This window comes from Burkholderia vietnamiensis LMG 10929 (assembly GCF_000959445.1).
GTDB lineage: Bacteria > Pseudomonadota > Gammaproteobacteria > Burkholderiales > Burkholderiaceae > Burkholderia > Burkholderia vietnamiensis.
The window spans coordinates 448710-468117 of record NZ_CP009631.1; the positions used below are offsets into that span (position 1 = coordinate 448710).

21 protein-coding genes and 1 riboswitch are annotated in these 19408 nt (G+C 68.2%); of the genes, 1 reads left to right on the forward strand and 20 read right to left on the reverse strand.

The features are described from left to right. Positions 1-6 precede the first annotated feature (6 nt). The 17 genes from hisC to AK36_RS12075 all read right to left on the reverse strand — a co-directional run bounded on the left by hisC (position 7) and on the right by AK36_RS12075 (position 14339). On the reverse strand, positions 7-1080 hold the full coding sequence (gene hisC, locus AK36_RS11995; RefSeq protein WP_045578582.1) for a histidinol-phosphate transaminase: 1074 nt from the start codon (positions 1078-1080) through the stop codon (positions 7-9). Positions 1081-1200: 120 nt separating this feature from the next. Continuing rightward, positions 1201-2517, reverse strand: coding sequence for a histidinol dehydrogenase (gene hisD, locus AK36_RS12000; RefSeq protein WP_011883053.1), 1317 nt, complete (start codon positions 2515-2517; stop codon positions 1201-1203). Between the two features lie 24 nt (positions 2518-2541). Beyond that, positions 2542-3195, reverse strand: coding sequence for an ATP phosphoribosyltransferase (gene hisG / locus AK36_RS12005; protein WP_011883052.1), 654 nt, complete (start codon positions 3193-3195; stop codon positions 2542-2544). Then, entirely contained in the window at positions 3192-4541 is a 1350-nt protein-coding gene (gene murA / locus AK36_RS12010) for a UDP-N-acetylglucosamine 1-carboxyvinyltransferase (protein ID WP_011883051.1), read from the reverse strand. The genes hisG and murA overlap by 4 nt, the downstream gene beginning before the upstream one ends. A 13-nt stretch (positions 4542-4554) precedes the next feature. Next, the gene (locus AK36_RS12015) at positions 4555-4794 is read right to left on the reverse strand and encodes a BolA family protein (protein WP_006477131.1); all 240 of its coding nucleotides are present in this window, start codon (positions 4792-4794) and stop codon (positions 4555-4557) included. A 51-nt stretch (positions 4795-4845) separates the two neighbouring features. Next, a complete protein-coding gene (locus tag AK36_RS12020) occupies positions 4846-5601 on the reverse strand; it encodes an ABC transporter permease (protein WP_011883050.1) in 756 nt (251 codons plus the stop codon). Next, positions 5598-6524, reverse strand: coding sequence for an ABC transporter ATP-binding protein (locus tag AK36_RS12025; RefSeq protein WP_011883049.1), 927 nt, complete (start codon positions 6522-6524; stop codon positions 5598-5600). The genes AK36_RS12020 and AK36_RS12025 overlap by 4 nt, the downstream gene beginning before the upstream one ends. Positions 6525-6715: 191 nt before the next feature. Beyond that, entirely contained in the window at positions 6716-6991 is a 276-nt protein-coding gene (locus AK36_RS12030) for an STAS domain-containing protein (protein WP_045578583.1), read from the reverse strand. Further along, the gene (locus tag AK36_RS12035; RefSeq protein WP_011883047.1) at positions 6988-7617 is read right to left on the reverse strand and encodes an MlaC/ttg2D family ABC transporter substrate-binding protein; all 630 of its coding nucleotides are present in this window, start codon (positions 7615-7617) and stop codon (positions 6988-6990) included. The genes AK36_RS12030 and AK36_RS12035 overlap by 4 nt, the downstream gene beginning before the upstream one ends. A 124-nt stretch (positions 7618-7741) precedes the next feature. Beyond that, complete coding sequence (locus AK36_RS12040; protein WP_011883046.1) at positions 7742-8689, reverse strand: MlaA family lipoprotein; 948 nt, start codon at positions 8687-8689, stop codon at positions 7742-7744. A 32-nt stretch (positions 8690-8721) separates the two neighbouring features. Beyond that, complete coding sequence (gene mlaD / locus AK36_RS12045) at positions 8722-9288, reverse strand: outer membrane lipid asymmetry maintenance protein MlaD (protein ID WP_034193998.1); 567 nt, start codon at positions 9286-9288, stop codon at positions 8722-8724. 24 nt (positions 9289-9312) lie between these two features. Beyond that, complete coding sequence (gene mlaE / locus AK36_RS12050) at positions 9313-10080, reverse strand: lipid asymmetry maintenance ABC transporter permease subunit MlaE (protein WP_011883044.1); 768 nt, start codon at positions 10078-10080, stop codon at positions 9313-9315. Next, positions 10077-10898 carry an ABC transporter ATP-binding protein gene (locus tag AK36_RS12055; RefSeq protein WP_011883043.1) on the reverse strand — a complete coding sequence of 274 codons (822 nt, stop codon included), beginning with the start codon at positions 10896-10898 and terminating at the stop codon, positions 10077-10079. The genes mlaE and AK36_RS12055 overlap by 4 nt, the downstream gene beginning before the upstream one ends. Before the next feature lie 84 nt (positions 10899-10982). Next, a complete protein-coding gene (gene thiE / locus AK36_RS31025; protein WP_045578584.1) occupies positions 10983-12107 on the reverse strand; it encodes a thiamine phosphate synthase in 1125 nt (374 codons plus the stop codon). Beyond that, complete coding sequence (locus AK36_RS12065) at positions 12104-12919, reverse strand: thiazole synthase (RefSeq protein ID WP_011883041.1); 816 nt, start codon at positions 12917-12919, stop codon at positions 12104-12106. The genes thiE and AK36_RS12065 overlap by 4 nt, the downstream gene beginning before the upstream one ends. Before the next feature lie 38 nt (positions 12920-12957). After that, complete coding sequence (gene thiS / locus AK36_RS12070) at positions 12958-13155, reverse strand: sulfur carrier protein ThiS (protein WP_011883040.1); 198 nt, start codon at positions 13153-13155, stop codon at positions 12958-12960. 32 nt (positions 13156-13187) lie between these two features. After that, complete coding sequence (locus AK36_RS12075; RefSeq protein ID WP_045578585.1) at positions 13188-14339, reverse strand: FAD-dependent oxidoreductase; 1152 nt, start codon at positions 14337-14339, stop codon at positions 13188-13190. A gap of 234 nt (positions 14340-14573) precedes the next feature. Then, positions 14574-14696: riboswitch (TPP riboswitch) on the reverse strand. A 269-nt stretch (positions 14697-14965) separates the two neighbouring features. Between AK36_RS12075 and AK36_RS12080 the strand changes: the two genes are divergently transcribed. Continuing rightward, positions 14966-16732, forward strand: a complete 1767-nt coding sequence (locus tag AK36_RS12080) for an ABC transporter ATP-binding protein/permease (RefSeq protein WP_045578586.1) — start codon at positions 14966-14968, stop codon at positions 16730-16732. Positions 16733-16844: 112 nt separating this feature from the next. Here the strand turns inward: AK36_RS12080 and thpR are convergent, their stop codons facing one another. From thpR to AK36_RS12095, 3 genes are all read right to left on the reverse strand, one after another. After that, positions 16845-17399, reverse strand: a complete 555-nt coding sequence (gene thpR, locus AK36_RS12085) for an RNA 2',3'-cyclic phosphodiesterase (protein ID WP_034194001.1) — start codon at positions 17397-17399, stop codon at positions 16845-16847. Next, complete coding sequence (locus AK36_RS12090; protein WP_014722302.1) at positions 17396-17638, reverse strand: hypothetical protein; 243 nt, start codon at positions 17636-17638, stop codon at positions 17396-17398. The genes thpR and AK36_RS12090 overlap by 4 nt, the downstream gene beginning before the upstream one ends. A 275-nt stretch (positions 17639-17913) precedes the next feature. Then, positions 17914-19380 carry a glutamate synthase subunit beta gene (locus AK36_RS12095; protein ID WP_011883036.1) on the reverse strand — a complete coding sequence of 489 codons (1467 nt, stop codon included), beginning with the start codon at positions 19378-19380 and terminating at the stop codon, positions 17914-17916. Between the last annotated feature and the right edge of the window lie 28 nt (positions 19381-19408).

Here is a 19408-nt window from a genome sequence, read left to right on the forward strand (position 1 = left end):
CCCGGCTCAACCGCGCAGTGCGAGTTTCAGCGCAGCCAGGAGGCGTGCGTTTTCGTCCGGGGAACCGACGGTCAGTCGCACGCATTCGGCCAACAATGGGTGCATTTTACTCACGTTTTTGATCAACACCCGCTCGGTGAGCAATGCATCGAACACGGCGGCCGCATCGGGCACGCGCACCAGCAGGAAATTGCCGGCGCTCGGGAACACGGTCACGCCCGGCAGCGCGGCGACCGCCTGCGCGACGCGCGTGCGTTCCGCACGCAGCTCGGCTGCCTGCGCGTCGAGCACGTCGAGGTGGTCGAGCAGGAAATCCACGGTCGCCTGCGTCAGCACGTTGATGTTGTACGGCGGGCGCACCTTGTCGAATTCGGTCAGCCACGCGGGCAGCCCGGCGAGATAGCCGAGGCGGATCCCGGCGAGCCCGAGCTTCGACACCGTGCGCATCACGACGACGTTGTCGAACTCGGCCGCGCGCGGCAGCCACGAGTGCTGCGCGAACGGCTGGTACGCCTCGTCGATCACGACGAGGCTGTGCCGCGCAGCCGCGATGATCCGCTCGACGTCGGCTGCGTCGTACAGCGTGCCGGTCGGATTGTTCGGGTACGCCAGATAGACGAGCGCCGGCCGGTGCTCGGCGATCGCCGCGATCATTGCGTCTGCGTCGAGCGTAAGGTCGGCCTTCAGCGGCACGCCGACGAACTCGAGCTGCGCGAACTTCGCCGACAGCTCGTACATCACGAAGCCCGGCACCGGCGCGAGCACCTTCGCGCCGGGCTTCGCGCAGGCGACCGACATCATGCTGATGATCTCGTCGGAGCCGTTGCCGAGCAGCACGTCGCACGCGGCCGGCACGCCCATCGTGCGGCGCAGCTTGTCCAGCAGCGCACCGGGGCGCGGCGCCGGATAGCGGTTCAGCGCGACCTGCGCGAGGCGCTCGCCGAGCGCGGCGGCGAGCGGCGCGGGCAGCGGATACGGGTTCTCCATCGCGTCGAGCTTCACGAAGCCGCTCGCGTCGGGCACCGGGTAGCTCGTCATCGCGAGCACGTCGCGGCGGATGATGTCTTGTGGCGTGGTCATGGTGTCCAGCCGGCGTGCGTCGCGCCGGCATCAAATGGTCGGCAAGGCGGCGGCTGCCGCCCTGCACGGAAGTCTCCTCACGCTGCGGCGCCGATGCGTTCGCGTCGGCGCCGGCGCGCATCACCCCCTCATCCGCAGTTCGGCGCTGCGCGCGTGCGCCTGCAGCCCTTCGCCGTAGGCGAGCTCGGAGGCGATCTCGCCGAGCGTCTGCGCGCCTTCGGCGCTGACTTCGATCACGCTCGAGCGCTTGATGAAGTCGTACACGCCGAGCGGCGACGAGAAGCGCGCGGTGCGCGAGGTCGGCAGCACGTGGTTCGGGCCGGCGCAGTAATCGCCGAGGCTCTCGCTCGTGTAGCGGCCGAGGAAGATCGCGCCGGCATGGCGGATCTGCTGGCCCCATTGCTGCGGCTCGAGCGCGGAAATTTCGAGGTGCTCGGGCGCGATGTCGTTCGCGATCCGGCACGCTTCGGCCATGTCGCGCACCTTGATCAGCGCGCCGCGCCCTTCGAGCGACGCGCGGATCACGTCCTGACGCGGCATCGTCGGCAGCAGCTCGTCGATCGCCTTCTCGACGCGCTCGAGGAACGCGCCGTCCGGGCACAGCAGGATCGACTGCGCGAGCTCGTCGTGCTCGGCCTGCGAGAACAGGTCCATCGCGACCCAGCTCGGATCGGTCGTGCCATCGCACAGCACGAGGATTTCCGACGGGCCGGCGATCATGTCGATGCCGACCGTGCCGAACACGCGGCGCTTCGCCGATGCGACGTACGCATTGCCCGGGCCGCAGATCTTGTCGACCGGCGGCACCGTGGCCGTGCCGTACGCGAGCGCGCCGACCGCCTGCGCGCCGCCGATGGTGAACACGCGATCGACGCCGCCGAGCAGCGCGGCGGCCAGCACGAGGTCGTTCTTCACGCCGTCGGGGGTCGGTACGACCATCACGATCTCGCCGACGCCCGCCACGCGCGCCGGAATCGCGTTCATCAGCACCGACGACGGATAGGCGGCCTTGCCGCCCGGCACGTAGAGCCCGACGCGGTCGAGCGGCGTGATCTTCTGGCCGAGCACCGTGCCGTCGCTTTCCGTGTACTGCCAGCTGTGCGTGCCGCACTCGATCTTCTGCTTCTCGTGGTACGCACGCACGCGTGCGGCCGCGGCTTCGAGCGCCGCGCGCGCCTTCGGCGCGAGGCCGTCGAGCGCGGCCTGCAGCGCGTCCTGCGGCAGTTCGAGCGCGGCGACGCTGTCCGCGTCCAGCCGGTCGAAGCGGTTCGTGTATTCGAGCACCGCGGCGTCGCCGCGCGATTTCACGTCGGCGAGGATCTTCGCGACCGACTGCTCGATCGCTTCGTCCTCGCTCGCCTCGAAGGCGAGCAACGTACGCAGCTCGGCGTCGAAGCCGTCGCGCGTCGAATCGAGTTTGCGGATGGTGATGGCCATGGGAGTTCCGTTACGGTGATGCGCTCAGTTGCCATTCTGCGACGCGCGTTCGAACGCGTCGAGGAACGGCTTGAGCGCCGTGCGCTTCAACTTCAGCGCAGCCTGGTTCACGACGAGGCGCGACGAGATCGACATGATCTCCTCGACCTCGACCAGATTGTTCGCCTTCAGCGTGCCGCCCGAGCTGACCAGGTCGACGATCGCGTCGGCCAGCCCGACGAGCGGCGCGAGCTCCATCGAGCCGTACAGCTTGATGAGGTCGACGTGCACGCCCTTCGCGGCGAAGTGTTCGCGGGCCGTCTCGACGTACTTGGTCGCAACCCGCAGGCGCGCGCCCTGGCGCACCGCGTTCGCATAGTCGAAACCGGCCGGCACCGCCACCGACATCCGGCAGCGGGCAATGTTCAGATCGATCGGTTGATACAGGCCCGAGCCGCCGTGCTCGACCAGCACGTCCTTGCCGGCCACGCCGAAATCGGCCGCGCCGTACTCGACGTAGGTCGGCACGTCGCTCGCGCGCACGATGATCACGCGCAGGTTCGGATCGGTCGTCGGCAGGATCAGCTTGCGCGACGTTTCAGGGTCCTCGGCCACCTGCACGCCGGCGGCTGCCAGCAGCGGCAGGGTTTCCTCGAAAATCCGGCCCTTCGACAGGGCGAGGGTCAACGGCGCGCTCATGCTTGGCTCCCGGAGAGGCGGCGCACGTTGGCGCCGACGGCGGTCAATTTCGTTTCCATGCGGTCGTAGCCGCGGTCCAGATGATAGATGCGGTCGACGAGCGTCTCGCCTTCCGCGCGCAGCCCGGCGATCACGAGGCTCGCCGACGCGCGCAGGTCGGTCGCCATCACGTTCGCGCCGGACAGCTTGTCGACGCCCGTCACGAGCGCGGTGTTGCCGTCGATCGTGATGTTCGCGCCGAGCCGGTTCAGTTCCTGCACGTGCATGAAGCGGTTCTCGAAGATGGTCTCCACCACCTGCGCCGTGCCCGACGCCACCGTATTGAGGGCCATGAACTGCGCCTGCATGTCGGTCGGGAACGCCGGATATTCGGACGTGCGGATCGTCACGGCCGACGGGCGGCGGTCCATCCGCACGCGCAGCCAGCTGTCGCCTTCGTCGATCGACACGCCTGCCTCGCGCAGCTTGTCGATCACCGCGTCGAGAATGTGCGGGCGCACGCCCGTCAGCATCACGTCGCCGCCGGCCGCCGCGACCGCGCACAGGAACGTGCCGGCCTCGATGCGGTCGGGGATCACCGAATGGCGCGCGCCGTGCAGGCGCTCGACGCCCTGGATCACGAGACGGTCGGTGCCGATGCCGTCGATTTTCGCGCCCATCGCGACCAGCAAGTGTGCGAGATCGCTCACTTCGGGCTCGCGCGCCGCGTTCTCGATCACCGTTTCGCCGTCGGCGAGCGTCGCGGCCATCAGCAGGTTTTCCGTCCCCGTGACCGTGATCATGTCGGTGACGATGCGGGCGCCTTTCAGCCGCTTCGCGCGCGCCTCGATGAAGCCGTGCTCGATGCTGATCTCGGCGCCCATCGCCTGCAGGCCCTTGATGTGCTGGTCGACCGGGCGCGCGCCGATCGCGCAGCCGCCCGGCAGCGACACCTTCGCCTCGCCGAAGCGCGCGAGCAGCGGCCCCAGCACGAGGATCGACGCGCGCATCGTCTTGACGAGCTCGTACGGCGCGACCAGGTTGTCGACGCGCGACGCGTCGAGCCGCACGCGGCAGCCGTCCGTTTCGCTCTGCACGCCCATCTGGTTCAGGACCTTCAGCGTGGTGCGCACGTCCTTCAGGTTCGGCACGTTGTCGAGCTCGACGGGCTCGGCGCTGAGCAGGCCCGCACAGAGAATCGGCAGCGCCGCATTCTTCGCGCCCGACACGACGATCTCGCCGGACAGCCGGCGACCGCCTTCGATCACCAGCTTGTCCATCCCGTGTCCCTGCGATTCCCCGTTGGCGGCCGGGTGTGCCGTGGCGACGCTCTCGACGGCGTCGCGCTCGTTGGCGGTGACTTGCACTCAGTGGTTCCGGTTATGCGTTCTGCCATTCGGCGGGCGTCAGCGTCTTCATGCTGAGCGCGTGGATTTCCTGCTTCATGCGATCGCCGAGCGCCGCATAGACGAGCTGGTGCCGCTGGATCGGTCGCTTGCCTTCGAAGGCCGCCGACACGATCGTCGCGAAGAAATGCTGGCCGTCGCCTTCGACTTCCAGATGGGTGCAGGCGAGACCGCCGGCGATGTATTGCTTGACCTGTTCGGGAGTCGGCAACATGAGGGGCTCCTGTCGGCGCGCGCCGCCCGCGGCGGCCGCTGCCTGTCGATATCAATGACGCAGTTTGTAGCCGGTCGCGAGCAGCCGCATCGCGAACATCGCGAGCAGCACGAAGAAACCGGTGACGATCGCGAGGCTCTCGAGCGGGTTGATGTCGGACGCGCCGAAGAACCCGTAACGGAAGCCGTCGATCATGTAGAAAAACGGGTTGAGACGCGAGATCTCGCGCCACACGGGCGGCAGCGAGTGCGTCGAATAGAACACGCCGGACAGGAACGTCAGCGGCATGATCAGGAAGTTCTGGAACGCGGCGAGCTGGTCGAACTTCTCGGCCCAGATCCCGGCGATCAGCCCGAGCGTGCCGAGGATCGCGGAACCGAGCAGCGCGAACGCGATGATGAACAACGGCGCCGCGAAATGCATCGGGATAAACCAGATCGTCACGACGAACACGCCGGTGCCGACCGCGAGCCCGCGCACGACCGAGGCGAGCACGTACGCGCCGAAGATGTCCTTGTAGGACAGCGGCGGCAGCAGCATGAACACCAGGTTGCCGGTGATCTTCGACTGGATCAGCGACGACGAGCTGTTCGCGAATGCGTTCTGCAGCACGCTCATCATCACGAGGCCCGGCACCAGAAAGCTCACGTATTCGACGCCCGGATACACCTCGACGCGGCCCGACAGCGCGTGGCCGAAGATCGTCAGGTACAGCAGCGCCGTGACGATCGGCGCACAGACCGTCTGGAACGACACCTTCCAGAAGCGCAGCAGTTCCTTGTAGAACAGCGTTTGAAACCCGCTCATGCCAAACCCTCGATGACCTCGGCCCCGTTCATCACCTGGACGAAAACATCCTCGAGATCCGCCTTGCGGATCTCGATCTCGTCGAACGTGCAGCCGGCCGCGCGGCATTGCGCGAGGATGCGTTCGACATCGTCGTAGTTGGTGAGGCGCAGCAGATGCTCGCCCGGCGCGCGCGCGGCCGGATCGGTCTCCAGCCCGCGCAGCTCGGCGGGCAGCGCGCCGGTCGCGAGCCGCAGATACAGCTGCAGCCCCGCGAAGCGGCGCAGCAGCGCGTCGGTGCGGTCGAGCGCGACCACTTCGCCGCGACGCAGCATCGCGATGCGGTCGCACAGCGACTCGGCTTCCTCGAGGTAATGGGTCGTGAGGACGATCGTGTGGCCCTCGCGGTTCAGCCGCGAGATGAACTTCCACAGCGTCTGGCGCAGTTCGACGTCGACGCCGGCGGTCGGCTCGTCGAGCACGATCACGGGCGGCCGATGCACGAGCGCCTGCGCGACCAGCACGCGGCGCTTCATCCCGCCCGACAGCGCGCGCATGTTCGCATCGGCCTTCTCGGTGAGGTCGAGATTGGCCATCACCTCGTCGATCCAGTCGTCGTTGCGGCGCAGCCCGAAATAGCCGGACTGGATCCGCAGCGTCTCGCGCACGGTGAAGAACGGATCGAACACGAGCTCCTGCGGCACCACGCCGAGCGCGCGGCGCGCGCCGCGGAAATCCTTGACGACGTCGTGGCCGCGCACCGAAATGCTGCCTTCATCGGCCCGGGCGAGCCCGGCGAGGATGCTGATGAGCGTGGTCTTGCCTGCGCCGTTGGGGCCGAGCAGACCGAAAAACTCGCCTTCCTCGACCGACAGGCTGACGCCCTTGAGCGCCTGAAGCGACTTGTAGCGCTTCTTGACGTGACGGATTTCTATGGCTGACATGACTGTGCGCGGCGCAACGGCCGCGACGCCTATTCTGTGCTTGCTGCGAATGAAAACGGGGCCGGACGCCGATTGGCAGCCCCGCAAAACGCTTGATTATAGGGCAAACCGGCTGGTGGAGCCGGCGCCGACGGCGCGCGGCCCGAAGCGTGCGCGCGCCGGCTGGCGCGGCAGGCTTCGATCGGGCAGCGTCAATGTCGGCCGGTGCCGTCGAGCAGGGCGTCGACGCCGTACGCGCGCGCGAGGCTCGCGAGCTTGGGAGGGAGGTTGACGATGCCGAGCGTCGTGCCGCGCGCTTGGGCGGCACGTTGCCAGGCGAGCAGCACGGCGAGCGCCGACGAATCGAACTGCGTCAGCGTCGCGCAATCGACGGCGCTCGCGCCCGCGTCGATGCGCGCAAGACCGTCCGCGAGCGCGGCCTTCGCGCTCGCGACGGTCATCGAGGAGCCGGCTTGGAAGCCGCTCACGACGCCTGCTTGCCGGCGGCAAGCTCCTGGTTGCGCTGCGTGAGGAACTTGATCAGGCCGTCCACGCCGCTTTGCTGGATCTTCTCGTTGAACTGCTGCTGATACGTCTGGATCAGCCACGCGCCGAGCACGTTCAGGTCGTACACCTTCCAGCCGTTGGCCGTCTTGTACAGGCGGTAGTCGATCTGCACCGGCTGGCCGTTGTTCATCGCGACCGTCTTCACGACGACGTCGGTGTCGGCCGGATCGGCGCGGAACGGCGGGTACTGGATCTGCTGGTCGGGCTTGAGCTGCGCGAGCGCGCCCGAGTACGTGCGGATCAGCAGCAGCTTGAACTGCTCCTGAACCTGCTGCTGCTGCTCGGCCGTCGCGGCGCGCCAGTTGCGGCCCATCGCGAGCTGCGTGGTGCGGCGGAAATCGGTGTACGGCAGGATGTCCTTGTTGACGATCGTGATGATGCGGTTGGTGTCGCCCTGCTTGATCGTCTGCTGCTTGACTTCATCGAGCACCTGCTGCGTCGCCGTCTTGATCAAACCCTGCGGATTCGACTGGTCGACTTGCGCGTGCGCCGCGCTGCCGAACGAGAACAACGTCGCGAATACGGGGATCAGGAACAGTTTTTTCATCGTAATGACCTGCGTGAATGAGTCGAGGCAAAGCTTTGAGCCGGTAGCTTACGCGCAAGTTCGCGCGCGCCACCGACTGAATCGTTTCCGGCTGTAACGAATGTAAGCGGCTCAGTGCAGCTTCTCAGTGCAGCTTGATGCTCGGGAAGCGGAAGCCGCCCGGCGACGGCGGCGTCATCTGCATCGCCGGCACGTTCGTCGCGCTCGCCGGGTTCGGCGCCTCGGCGGCGCCGGATGCCGGTGCCGCAATCGCCGCGCCCGACGCACCGGCCGGCGCGGTCGCGCCGCCGACGGCTGCGGCGCCGGCGGTAGCCGGAGCCGCGCCGTCGTCCGGCAGGTCGTACTTCGGCAGCGCATCGCTGCCCGACGCCGTGGCGGCTTCGCCGCGAGCGTTGTTGATCAGCATCTGGCGGCGCTGCAGATACGCGTTGCGGACGAACGAATACTTGTCGAGCGCGGCCGCGTCGAGCACGTCGCCTGCGCCGAGCAGGTTCGCACGCGTGTTCACGAGGTTCACGCCGAACAGGCCCCAGCTCAATCCGTCCGGCTTCACGTAGGTGAGCGGGTTGCCGATGTAGTCGACGCCGAGGCCGGCCGTGTCGCGCAGCGTGCTCGGGCCGAGCAGCGGCAGCACCAGGTACGGGCCGGCCGGCACGCCGTAGCGGCCCATCGTGACGCCGAAGTCGGCCGTGTGCTTCGGCAGTTTCGCGACCGTCGCGACGTCGAACAGGCCGCCGACGCCGAACACCGTGTTGATCACGACCCGCATGATGTCGCCCACCCCGTCGGCGATGCGCAGCTGCACGATGTTGTTCGCGGCGATGTAGACGTCGCCGATGTTCGAGAAGAAGTTGGTCACGCTGTCGCGCACCGGCTGCGGCACCACGTACTGATAGCCCTTCGCCACCGGCTTCAGCGCGTACGTGTCGACGGTGTCGTTGAACTTGTACATCGACCGGTTGAAGCCCTCGAGCGGATCGCCCTTGGTCGGCGTCTGCACGGTCGCGCAACCGCTCAACGCGGCGACTGCCGCCACGGCCAGCGCGGCATGTCTGATGCGGATCGTCTGCATGGTCATTACCCTCTTGTCTTGTTCTCGTGTGGTTATTGGGCGGCCGAGCCGGACACCGCGGAGGCCGGCACCGCCACCGGTGCGGGTGCGGGCGCGGCCGGTGCAGCCGGCGCCGCGGCGGCGGGCTTCGCGCCGCCCGCGTCGGCCGCCTTGCTGTACAGGAACTGGCCGATCAGGTTCTCGAGCACGATCGCCGACTGCGTCATCGTGATCGTATCGCCCGACTTCAACATTTCCGTGTCGCCGCCCGGATCGAGGCCGATGTACTGCTCGCCGAGCAGCCCGGACGTCAGGATCTTCGCCGACGAATCCTTCGGGAACTGGTATTGGCCGTCGACGTCGATCGTCACGACCGCCTGGTACGTGTTGGTGTCGAAGCCGACCGACTTCACGCGGCCGACCACGACGCCCGCGCTCTTCACGGCCGCGCGCGGCTTCAGCCCGCCGATGTTGTCGAATTTCATCCGCACCGAGTAGGTCGGCTGAAACGACAGCGAGCTCATGTTGCCGACCTTGAGCGCAAGGAACAGCACGGCAAGGAAGCCCACCACCACGAACAGGCCGACCCAGAAGTCGAGAGCAGTCTTTTTCATCGTCATTCCAAAATTTGGCTTGGCTGAGGCTTAGCTGAACATCAGCGCGGTCAGCAGGAAATCGAGGCCGAGTACGGCGAGCGACGCGAACACGACCGTCTTGGTCGTCGCGCGCGACACGCCCTCGGGCGTGGGCTTCGCTTCATACCCCTGAAACAGCGCAATGAAGGTGACGGCGAACCCGAACACGATGCTCTTGATCACGCCGTTGCCGACGTCGGCCCAGACCTCGACACCGCCCTGCATCTGCGACCAGAACGCGCCCGGATCGACGCCGATCAGCACCACGCCGACGAAATAGCCGCCGAGCACGCCGACCGCGTTGAAGATCGCCGCGAGCAGCGGCATCGCGATGATGCCGGCCCACAGGCGCGGCGCGATCACCGTCTTCAGCGGGTCGACGGCCATCATCTCGAGCGCGGTCAGCTGTTCGCCGGCCTTCATCAGGCCGATTTCGGCGGTCAGCGACGTGCCGGCGCGGCCCGCGAACAGCAGCGCGGTCACGACCGGCCCCAGCTCGCGCACCAGCGACAGCGCGACGAGCAGCCCGAGTGCCTGCTCGGACCCGTAGCGATTCAGCGTGTAGTAGCCCTGCAGCCCGAGCACGAAGCCGACGAACAGCCCCGACACGGCGATGATCACGAACGAGTAGTTGCCGAGGAAGTGGATCTGCTTGGTGACGAGCCGAGGCCGGCGCAGCAGCGGGAAGAATTCCAGCACGAGGCGCACGAACAACCGCGTGCCGTAGCCCGCGCGCTCGAGGCCGCCGATGACGTAACGTCCGATCGCGCTGATCATGCGCGTCCTCCGCCGAGCCCGAAATCCGCCGCCAGCGGCGCGCTCGTGTAATGAAATTTGTACGGGCCGTCCGGCGCGCCGTCGATGAACTGGCGCACGCTCGGATCGGTCGATGCGCGCAGCTCGGCCGGCGTGCCCTGCGCGAGCACGCCGCCATTGGCCAGGAAGTACACGTAGTCGGCGATCGCGAACGATTCGGGCACGTCGTGCGTGACGAGGATCGACGTCGCGCCGAGCGCCTCGTTCAGCGTGCGGATCAGGTTCGCGGTGATGCCGAGCGAGATCGGATCGAGGCCGGCGAACGGCTCGTCGTACATGATCAGCTCGGGATCGAGCGCGATCGCGCGCGCGAGCGCGATGCGTCGCGCCATCCCGCCCGATACCTCGGACGGCATCAGGTCGCGGGCGCCGCGCAGCCCGACCGCGTTCAGCTTCATCAGCACGAGATCGCGGATCAGGTCGTCGGGCAGGTCGGTGTGCTCACGCAGCGCGAACGCGACGTTCTCGAACACCGACATGTCGGTAAACAGCGCGCCGAACTGGAACAGCATGCCCATCTTGCGGCGCAGCGCGTACAGGCCATCGCGCGTCTGGGCGCCGACGTCGGCGCCGTCGAACAGCACCTGGCCGCGGCTCGCGCGCACCAGGCCGCCGATCAGCCGCAGCACGGTCGTCTTGCCGCAACCCGACCCGCCCATCACGGCCACGACCCGGCCGCGCCCGAAGCGCATGTTCAGGTTCGACAGCACGAGGCGGTCGCCGTAGCCGAAGTCGACGTCGCGAAGTTCCAGCAGTGTGTCGGGAGGAGTGGGGCTCACGGAGCTGACAGTCCTTTTACGCAGAACGCCGAATTATAGGGCCTGCATCGGAATGATGTCGCGACGGCGTTTCGAGCCCTGCGGTCAACGATTGTCAAATTGTCGGGCAAACCATTGCTGCAACGCAATAACCGCCGCCCGATAATCGGCCGCGCCCGTGATGGCGCTGACCACCGCGACGCTGCCGACGCCCGTCGCCAGCACGTCCGGCAGCGCCTCCAGGCTGACGCCGCCGATCGCCACCAGCGGCGCGTGGGCCGCCGCGAAGCGTGCATAGCGCGCGATCCGCGCGAGGCCCTGCGGCGGCGCGGCGACCGCCTTGGTCGCGGTCGCGAACACGGGACCGAGCGCCAGATAGCTCGGGCGCTCGTGCAACGCGCGCAACATCTCGTAATAACCGTGGCTCGACAGTCCGAGCCGCAGGCCGGCCCGCGCGATGGTCGCGAGATCGGCCGTGTCGAGGTCTTCCTGGCCCAGATGTACGCCGTACGCGCCTTCTTCTACGGCGATCTGCCAGTGATCGTTGATGAACACGCGCGCATCCGGATAGCGCCGGCCTGCTGCCACCGCGCGCGCGATCTCGCGGCGCAGCGCGTCCGGAGTCGCGCCCTTGACCCGCAGCTGCACGGTGCGCACGCCGCAATCGAGCAGGCGTTCGACCCATTCGGCGTCGGGCACCACCGGATACAGGCCCAGTTGCGCCGGACACGGCGGGAACGCGGGCTCCGGCGCGGCCGGCAGGCCGGCTACGCGCGGGAATCGTGCCGGGTCGACGGGCCAGGGGTCCGCGTCGCCGGTTTCGTCGCCGTCGCGCCACGCCAGCGCGAGCACCAGCGCGTCGAGCGGCGCGAAGCCGCAATCGAGGAACGCCGCGAGCGCGGCGATCCAGTCGTCGGCGAGCGGATGGGCACCTTCGAGCGCATGGCGCGCGCCGGCGGCATGCAGCACCGCGCCGCGCTCGTCGAATTCGATCGCGACCGCGTCGGCGGACGCCGGGCGCGATGCGGCCGACGCGCGCACCTGGGCCGCCCGGTCGCCGGCCGACACGATCAGCACGTCGCCGTCGGCCGGCACGTCCGGCGCGGCGACGCAGATGCGCCACGGCGTCGCCGCGGCCGGCCAGTCGCCCAGGCGCGCGCGAATCCGCTCGGCCGCCTCGGCCAGTTCGTCGGCCGGCGGCCAGAACGCGTCGGCGAAGCGCGCGCTCATGCGCCGCCTCCGTCCTGGTGCCAGAACGGCATGCCGACGACCGGCGTGCTCGCATGCGCGGTCTCGCGCGCGTCCATCGGGCCGGCCAGGTATGCGGCGCGGCCGGCTTCGACGCCCTGCGCGAACGCACGCGCCATGATCTCCGGATGCGTGGCCTGCGACACGGCCGTGTTCAGCAGCACGCCGTCGAAGCCCCACTCCATCACCTGGCACGCATGCGACGGCACGCCGAGCCCGGCGTCGACGATCAGCGGCACGTCGGGCAGCCGTTCGCGCAGCACGCGCAGCCCGTACGGGTTCACGACGCCCTTGCCGGTGCCGATCGGCGCGCCCCACGGCATCAGCGCCTCGCAGCCGACGTCGAGCAGGCGGCGGCCGATCACGAGATCCTCGGTGCAGTACGGAAGCACCTTGAAGCCGTCCTTGACCAGTTGCGCGGCTGCCTCGATCAGCCCGACCGGGTCGGGCTGCAGCGTGTAGTCGTCGCCGATCAGCTCCAGCTTGATCCAGTCGGTGTCGAACACCTCGCGCGCCATGTGCGCGGTCGTCACGGCCTCGGCGACGGTCTGGCAGCCGGCCGTGTTCGGCAGCAGCGGCACCGCGTGGCGCTTGAGCAGATCGAAGAAGCCGGCCTCGGCGGTGCCGCCCGTCATCTGCCGGCGCAGCGCGACGGTCACCATCCCGGGGCGCGACGCGTCGATCGAATCGGACAGCGACTGCAGCGACGGATAGCGCGACGTGCCGAGCAGTACGCGGCTTGCGAAGGTTGCGCCGTAGAGCGTGAGTGCGTCGGCGGAAGTGTGGGACGTCATGTCGTTTTCCTGGAAGAGCGGGGGCAACGCGGCGACGCTCAGCCGCCTGCGACGGGATGCACCACGTCGAGCTTGTCGCCCGCCGCGAGTGCGCGCGCCGCATGCTGCGTGCGCGCGACGAACGTGCCGTTCAGCGCGACCGCGTACGGCGGGCGCGCGCCGTACGCGGCGAGCGCATCGGCGACGGTCGCGCCGTCGGGCAGCGTCAGGGTCTGCTGGTTGATCTGGATATCCATGAGGCTCGGTCGGATTCGGTCGGCGGCGCGCGTCAGGCCGGCTGGCGCGCGTCGTCGCGGTGATGAAGGAGCGTCGGCCAGCGCGCGGCGTCGCGCCACGCGGCAAACGCGTCGGCATCGGCGAACGCGCCGCCGAGCGCCGCCTGCGCGAGCGCGGCGGCCGCCTGCGCGACTTCCGGCGCGATCATGAAGCCGTGCCGGTACAGGCCGTTGACCGCGAGCGTCGTCGCGCCGTCCCAGATCACCGCGGGGCGGTGATCGGGCAGCGTCGGGCGGCACTGCGAATTCAGTTCGAGGATGCGCGCCTCGCCGAACGCCGGGTGCACGGAGAACGCCGCGCTCAGCAGCTCGAGCGCCGAGCGCACGCTGACGGGCGACATGTCCTCGCCTTCCACCTCGGTCGCGCCGATCACGTACAGGTCGTCCTGCTTCGGCGCGATGTACAGCGGATAGCGCGGATGCAGCAGCCGCACCGGCCGCGTGAGGCCGATGCCGGGCGCGTGCACGCGCGCGACTTCGCCGCGGATGCCGCGCAGCGCCGGCAGCGCCGGTTTCGCGCCGAGCCCGCGGCAATCGATCGTGAAATGCGCGTCGGGACGGTTCGCGTCGTCGATCGTCGCGTGCCAGTGCAGCTCGACGCTGCGTTGCGCGAGGCCGGCCGCCAGCGCGTGCAGCGCCTGCCGGTTGTCGAGCTGCCCTTCGCGCGGCAGCATCAGGCCGCGCGCGAAGCGGCCGGCGAGCGCGGGCTCGGCCGCATCCACCTGCGCGCCGGCCAGCGCCACGAAGCCGCCGTCGAACAGCTCGGCCGGCGCGTTCGCGCGCACGCGGCGCTCGAACAGCGGCGCTTCCGCGCGATCGGCGTGATGCCAGACGACCAGCGTGCCGCGATGCTGGAAGAACACGGGTTCCGGCAACTCGGCGAGCCATTGCGGCCAGCGCGCGAGCGACGCGACACCGAGCTCGGTGATCAGCAGCTCGGCGCTCGCCGCCTCGGCGACGGGCGCGAGCATCGCGGCGGCGATCCATGCGGCCGACTGCTCGCCGTCGGGGCCGCCGCGCTCGTACAGGGCGACGCGATGCCCGTCGCCGGCGAGTCGCCAGGCGACCAGGCGGCCGACGAGGCCGCCGCCGAGTACCGCGAAATCCGGGCGCGACGCGCCGAGGTTCGACGTGCGGAGATTCATCGTGCGCCCTCCATGCGAAGCGCGCGGGCCTGAACGGCCGACGCAGGCGCGTGCGCGCCGCCTCGTGCAGACGCACGCGGCAGCGGATCGGGAACAGCGAAAAAGACTGAAGATTGAGCGGTCATCATTCCTTCCGTAACGCGCGATGCGCGTACCCAAAAGGACGAAACCGGCAGCAAAGGCCGGCCGGGCGGGACTCGGACGCTGACCATGTGGGATGGCGGCCAGCGCGGCCCGGCGGGATCAGAAACTTCCCTCGCCGGTATTACCCGGATCGGGTGCGAAGGGTCTTTCTCAGCCTCGCAGCGTTGCCCGGAACTACCCATGGCCGCACTCGAAGCACCCCTGTTTCGTCGTCGGCCATTAGACCATAAAAGCGGAAAGCGCCGCAAACTGTCCCCGTGCGGCAAATTCGCCCGTCGCAGCGCGCCGCTCTGGCACAATGCCCGCAGGCCGGCTGCGCGAGCGGCCGGTTGCCGCGTCACCGCCGGCCTTAAGTGCTGTTTAAGGCGCGCGGGCGACCATCCCGACGCCCGCTGTCGGTCGGCACCTCGTCGCCGGCATCTCGTATCGCGGCGCGCGTCCGGTCCGCCCGGCCCGCGCGCCGGCCACTCACCAGGAAGCACATGACCCAATCGATCGATCCCGTCCGCTCCGACGCCGCGCCGCAGGACGAGCGCCCGGTATCCGCGTGGAGCCTCATCAAGCCCTACTGGGTGTCGTCCGAATGGAAGATCGCGTGGGGGCTGTTGATCACGATCGTCGCGATGAATCTTGCCAGCGTATGGCTCACCGTCCTGTTCAACTCCTGGTACGGTAAGTTCAACAACGCGCTGCAAGCAAAGGACGCTCACCACTTCCCCCATTTGATGCTGCAGTTCGGCGGCCTGGCATTCGCGTCGATCGTCCTGTTCGTCTACAGCCGCTACCTGCGTCAGATGCTGGGCTTCCGCTGGCGACAGTGGCTCACACATCGTTTTCTGGATGAGTGGTTGAACGGACGAGCGTTCTATCGCATTGAGCGAGACCACCTCGCCGACAACCCGGACCAGCGGATCTCGGACGATCTTCAGTCGTTTGCAACGACGACGCTGGCGCTGTCCCTCGATTTGCTGTCCACGTTCGTCACCCTGGTTTGGTTCACTGCCATTCTTTGGACACTTGCCGGTCCCCTGACACTGCCCATCGGCGGTACAACGCTCGTTATTCCCGGGTATATGGTGTGGGTGGCGGTGATCTATGCGCTATTCGGCTCGTACTTGATACAAAAAGCGGGACGTCCTCTGATCTCAATCGGCTATCAGCAACAACGCGTCGAGGCCGATCTGCGCTTTGGCCTCATCCGAGTTCGCGAAAACGCGGAGCAAATCGCCTTCTACGATGGCTCTGCGTTTGAGGAGGCGCACGCGCGCACTCTTTTTGAACGTATCCGCGAAAACTGGTGGGCCTTCATGAAGTACACGAGGCGGCTCAATTTTGTATTGAACTTCTACAGCACGATCGCAAATGTGTTTCCGTATATCGCCGCCGCGCCCGTCTATTTTGCCGGTGCATTTTCGTTCGGTACGATGATGCAGATCGCGGACACATTCAGTCGCGTCAGCGATTCGTTCTCGTGGTTCATCAACAGCTACGGCACCCTCGTCGAATGGCGCGCGACCGTCAACCGTCTGCGCGAATTCAAGCGCGTGATGGGCACGTCGCATCTGAAGGAAAGCCTGTCGCCCGCGACCGAGCACGGCGGCATCAACCTGCACTACGTCGATGCGGCGAAGCTGTCGACGTCGTCGCTGAAGCTCGCGCTGCCGAACGGCACCGCGCTCGCGAACATCGGCAACGTGACGATCGAGCCGGGCTCGCGCTGGCTGGTGGTCGGCAAGTCGGGTTCCGGCAAGAGCACCTTCATCCGCGCGCTCGCGGGCCTGTGGCCGTTCGGCGACGGCGCGATCGACGCGCCGGTCGGCGCGCGGTTGATGTTCGTGCCGCAGACGAGCTATCTGCCGATCGGCACGCTGAAGGCCGCACTCACCTATCCGGCCGCGCCCGATGCCTTCACCGACGACGCATGCCGCGACGCGCTGCGCGCGTGCCACCTCGAAGGCTACGTCGACCGTCTGGACGAAACCGGCCACTGGACGCGCGTGCTGTCGCCGGGCGAACAGCAGCGGCTCGCGGGTGCGCGCGTGCTGCTGCACAAGCCCGACTTCCTGTTCCTCGACGAAGCGACGAGCGCGCTCGACGCCGACAACGAAGCGCGGCTCTATCACTTGTTCGCCGAACGGCTGCCGAAAGCGGCGATCGTCAGCATCGCGCATCGCGAGGCGCTGGCTGAGTTCCACGTCGGCACGATCAACGTCGAGCGCGTGAACGACGACGACAAGGTTGCCGCGTAGCGCCCTGTAACGCTGCGCTCCTGCATGGCGCAGCATTCCTGACTAGCGCTGCACTCGTTATGCAGCGAAGCAACGAGCCGGCGCGCTGCACCGGCTCGCCGTCCCTTCTGCCCTACCCGCCCGCAGCCGCGATCGGCGCCGACACGATCGGCACATGCGACACGCCTTCGTGCGACAACCGGCTTTCGAACAACGTCAGCGCGTCGAAGCGCAGCGCGAGCGGCCGGCCGATCGCGCCGCCATGCGCGGGCTGCCCGTCCGCGTCGCGCGGCAGCCGTGCGAGCGTCACGTGCGGCCGGAACGGCCGGTGATCGGCCGGCACGCCGAGCTCGCGCAACACCGCAGACAACGCCGCGTTCAGCGCCGCGCACGCGGGATCGGCCGCGAGTTCGGCCACGATCAGCCTGGCGCGCGGCAGGCTCGGCCACCATGCGATCCGCTCGACCGGCTGCAGCGGCAGCGCGTGGGCGGCCGCGAGCGCCGGCAGACGCGCGGCCAGCAGGTCGCACCGCGGGCGCTCGATCGCGCCGATGAACGCAAGCGTCACGTGAAGTTGGGCCGCCGGCGTGCGGCGTGCGCCGCGCGTGACCGGCAACGCATGCAGCGCGTCGCTCGATGCCCGATCGGGCATCAGCGCGACGAATGCACGGAGCCGGTCGCCGTTCATGATTCGCGCGCCGCGATGCGCGTGTCGGCCAGCGCATCGGCGCCGGCCGGCAGCACGCATGCGCGTGCCGGGATCGTGTGGCGCGCGAACGCCGGCTTAGCGATGCGCTGCCGGCGATAGTCTCCCCACGCGGCACGCGCATGCTTGCCGGGCGAGAGGATCACAACGAAGTTGACGACCGCCATCGCCGGCACGATCCCGTAGACGGCGTTGAACAGACCAGGCACGGATGCGCTCATCCTCAATCCTTCTACAGGGCTCGGTCATATGCGCCGGCCGCGCGAACGCCGCCGTCGGGACGACATGATCGGATCGGGCAGCCCGCCCGAAAACCGCAAACGGAAACGATCGGCGCTCGCATGACATCGCGACCCGATGTGATCAGATTAGGCGACGCATCGCGAAGATGCGTCGACGCGCGCGATGCGACCGCGCACCACGGGCGGTCGGCTGCCATAAAAAAACGGGCGCCCTCGCGGACGCCCGTCTCGTCGAAACCTGCTCGCGGCCGAAATCAGCGCGGCAGTTCCGAATGCCCCATCAGGTACGCATCGACCGAGCGCGCGCACTGGCGGCCTTCGCGGATCGCCCACACGACGAGCGACTGGCCGCGGCGCATGTCGCCGGCCGCGAACACCTTGTCGACCGACGTGTAGTACGAGCGCTCGCCTTCGGTGGCAGCACGCGCATTGCCGCGCGCGTCCTTCGCGACGCCGAACGCGTCGAGCACCGGCGCCGCCGGCTGCGTGAAGCCCATTGCGAGCAGCACGAGGTCGGCCTTCATCTCGAACTCGGAGCCCGGCACTTCCTGCATCTTGCCGTCCTTCCACTCGACGCGCACCGCGATCAGCTTCTCGACCTTGCCGTTCTTGCCTTCGAGGCGCTTCGTCGCGACCGCCCAATCGCGCTCGCAGCCTTCCTCGTGCGACGACGACGTGCGCAGCTTGATCGGCCAGTACGGCCACACGAGCGGCTTGTTCTCCTCTTCCGGCGGCTGCGGCAGCAGTTCGAACTGCGTGACCTGCTTCGCGCCGTGACGGTTCGACGTGCCGACGCAGTCCGAACCCGTATCGCCGCCGCCGATCACGATCACGTGCTTGCCCTTCGCGAGCAGCTGGTCGGTGAGCTTGTCGCCGGCGTTCACGCGGTTCTGCTGCGGCAGGAAGTCCATCGCGAAATGGACGCCGGCGAGCTCGCGGCCCGGCACCGGCAGGTCGCGCGGCGTTTCCGAACCGCCCGCGATCACGACCGCGTCGAATTCTTCCTTCAGCGTGTCCGGCGAAATGGTTTCCTTCGCGAGGTTGCCGATCGACTCGGGCAGCGGCTCCTTGCCGATGAACACGCTGGTGCGGAACGTCACGCCTTCGGCTTCCATCTGGCGCATGCGGCGGTCGATCAGCCACTTCTCCAGCTTGAAGTCGGGGATCCCGTAACGCAGCAGCCCGCCGACGCGATCGTTCTTCTCGAACACCGTTACGTCATGGCCGGCGCGCGCGAGCTGCTGCGCGGCCGCGAGGCCCGCGGGGCCCGAGCCGACGACCGCGACCTTCTTGCCCGTCTTGTGCTCGGCCGGCTGCGGCTTCACCCAGCCTTCGGCCCAGGCCTTGTCGATGATCGCGTGCTCGATCGACTTGATGCCGACCGGATCGTTGTTGATCCCCAGCGTGCACGCCGCCTCGCACGGCGCCGGGCAGATCCGGCCCGTGAACTCCGGGAAGTTGTTGGTCGAATGCAGGACTTCGATCGCCTGCTGCCAGTCCTGGCGGTAAACGAGATCGTTGAAGTCCGGAATGACGTTGTTGACCGGGCAGCCGTTGTTGCAGAACGGGATGCCGCAATCCATGCAGCGCGCGCCCTGGACCTTCGCGTCCGCGTCGGTCAGCGCCGCGACGAATTCCTTGTAGTGCTTCACGCGCGTGAGCGGTGCTTCGTACGCCTCGTGGCGGCGTTCGAACTCCAGAAAACCGGTTGCCTTGCCCATAAGGTGCTCTTCTGTTCGGTGTATCGGG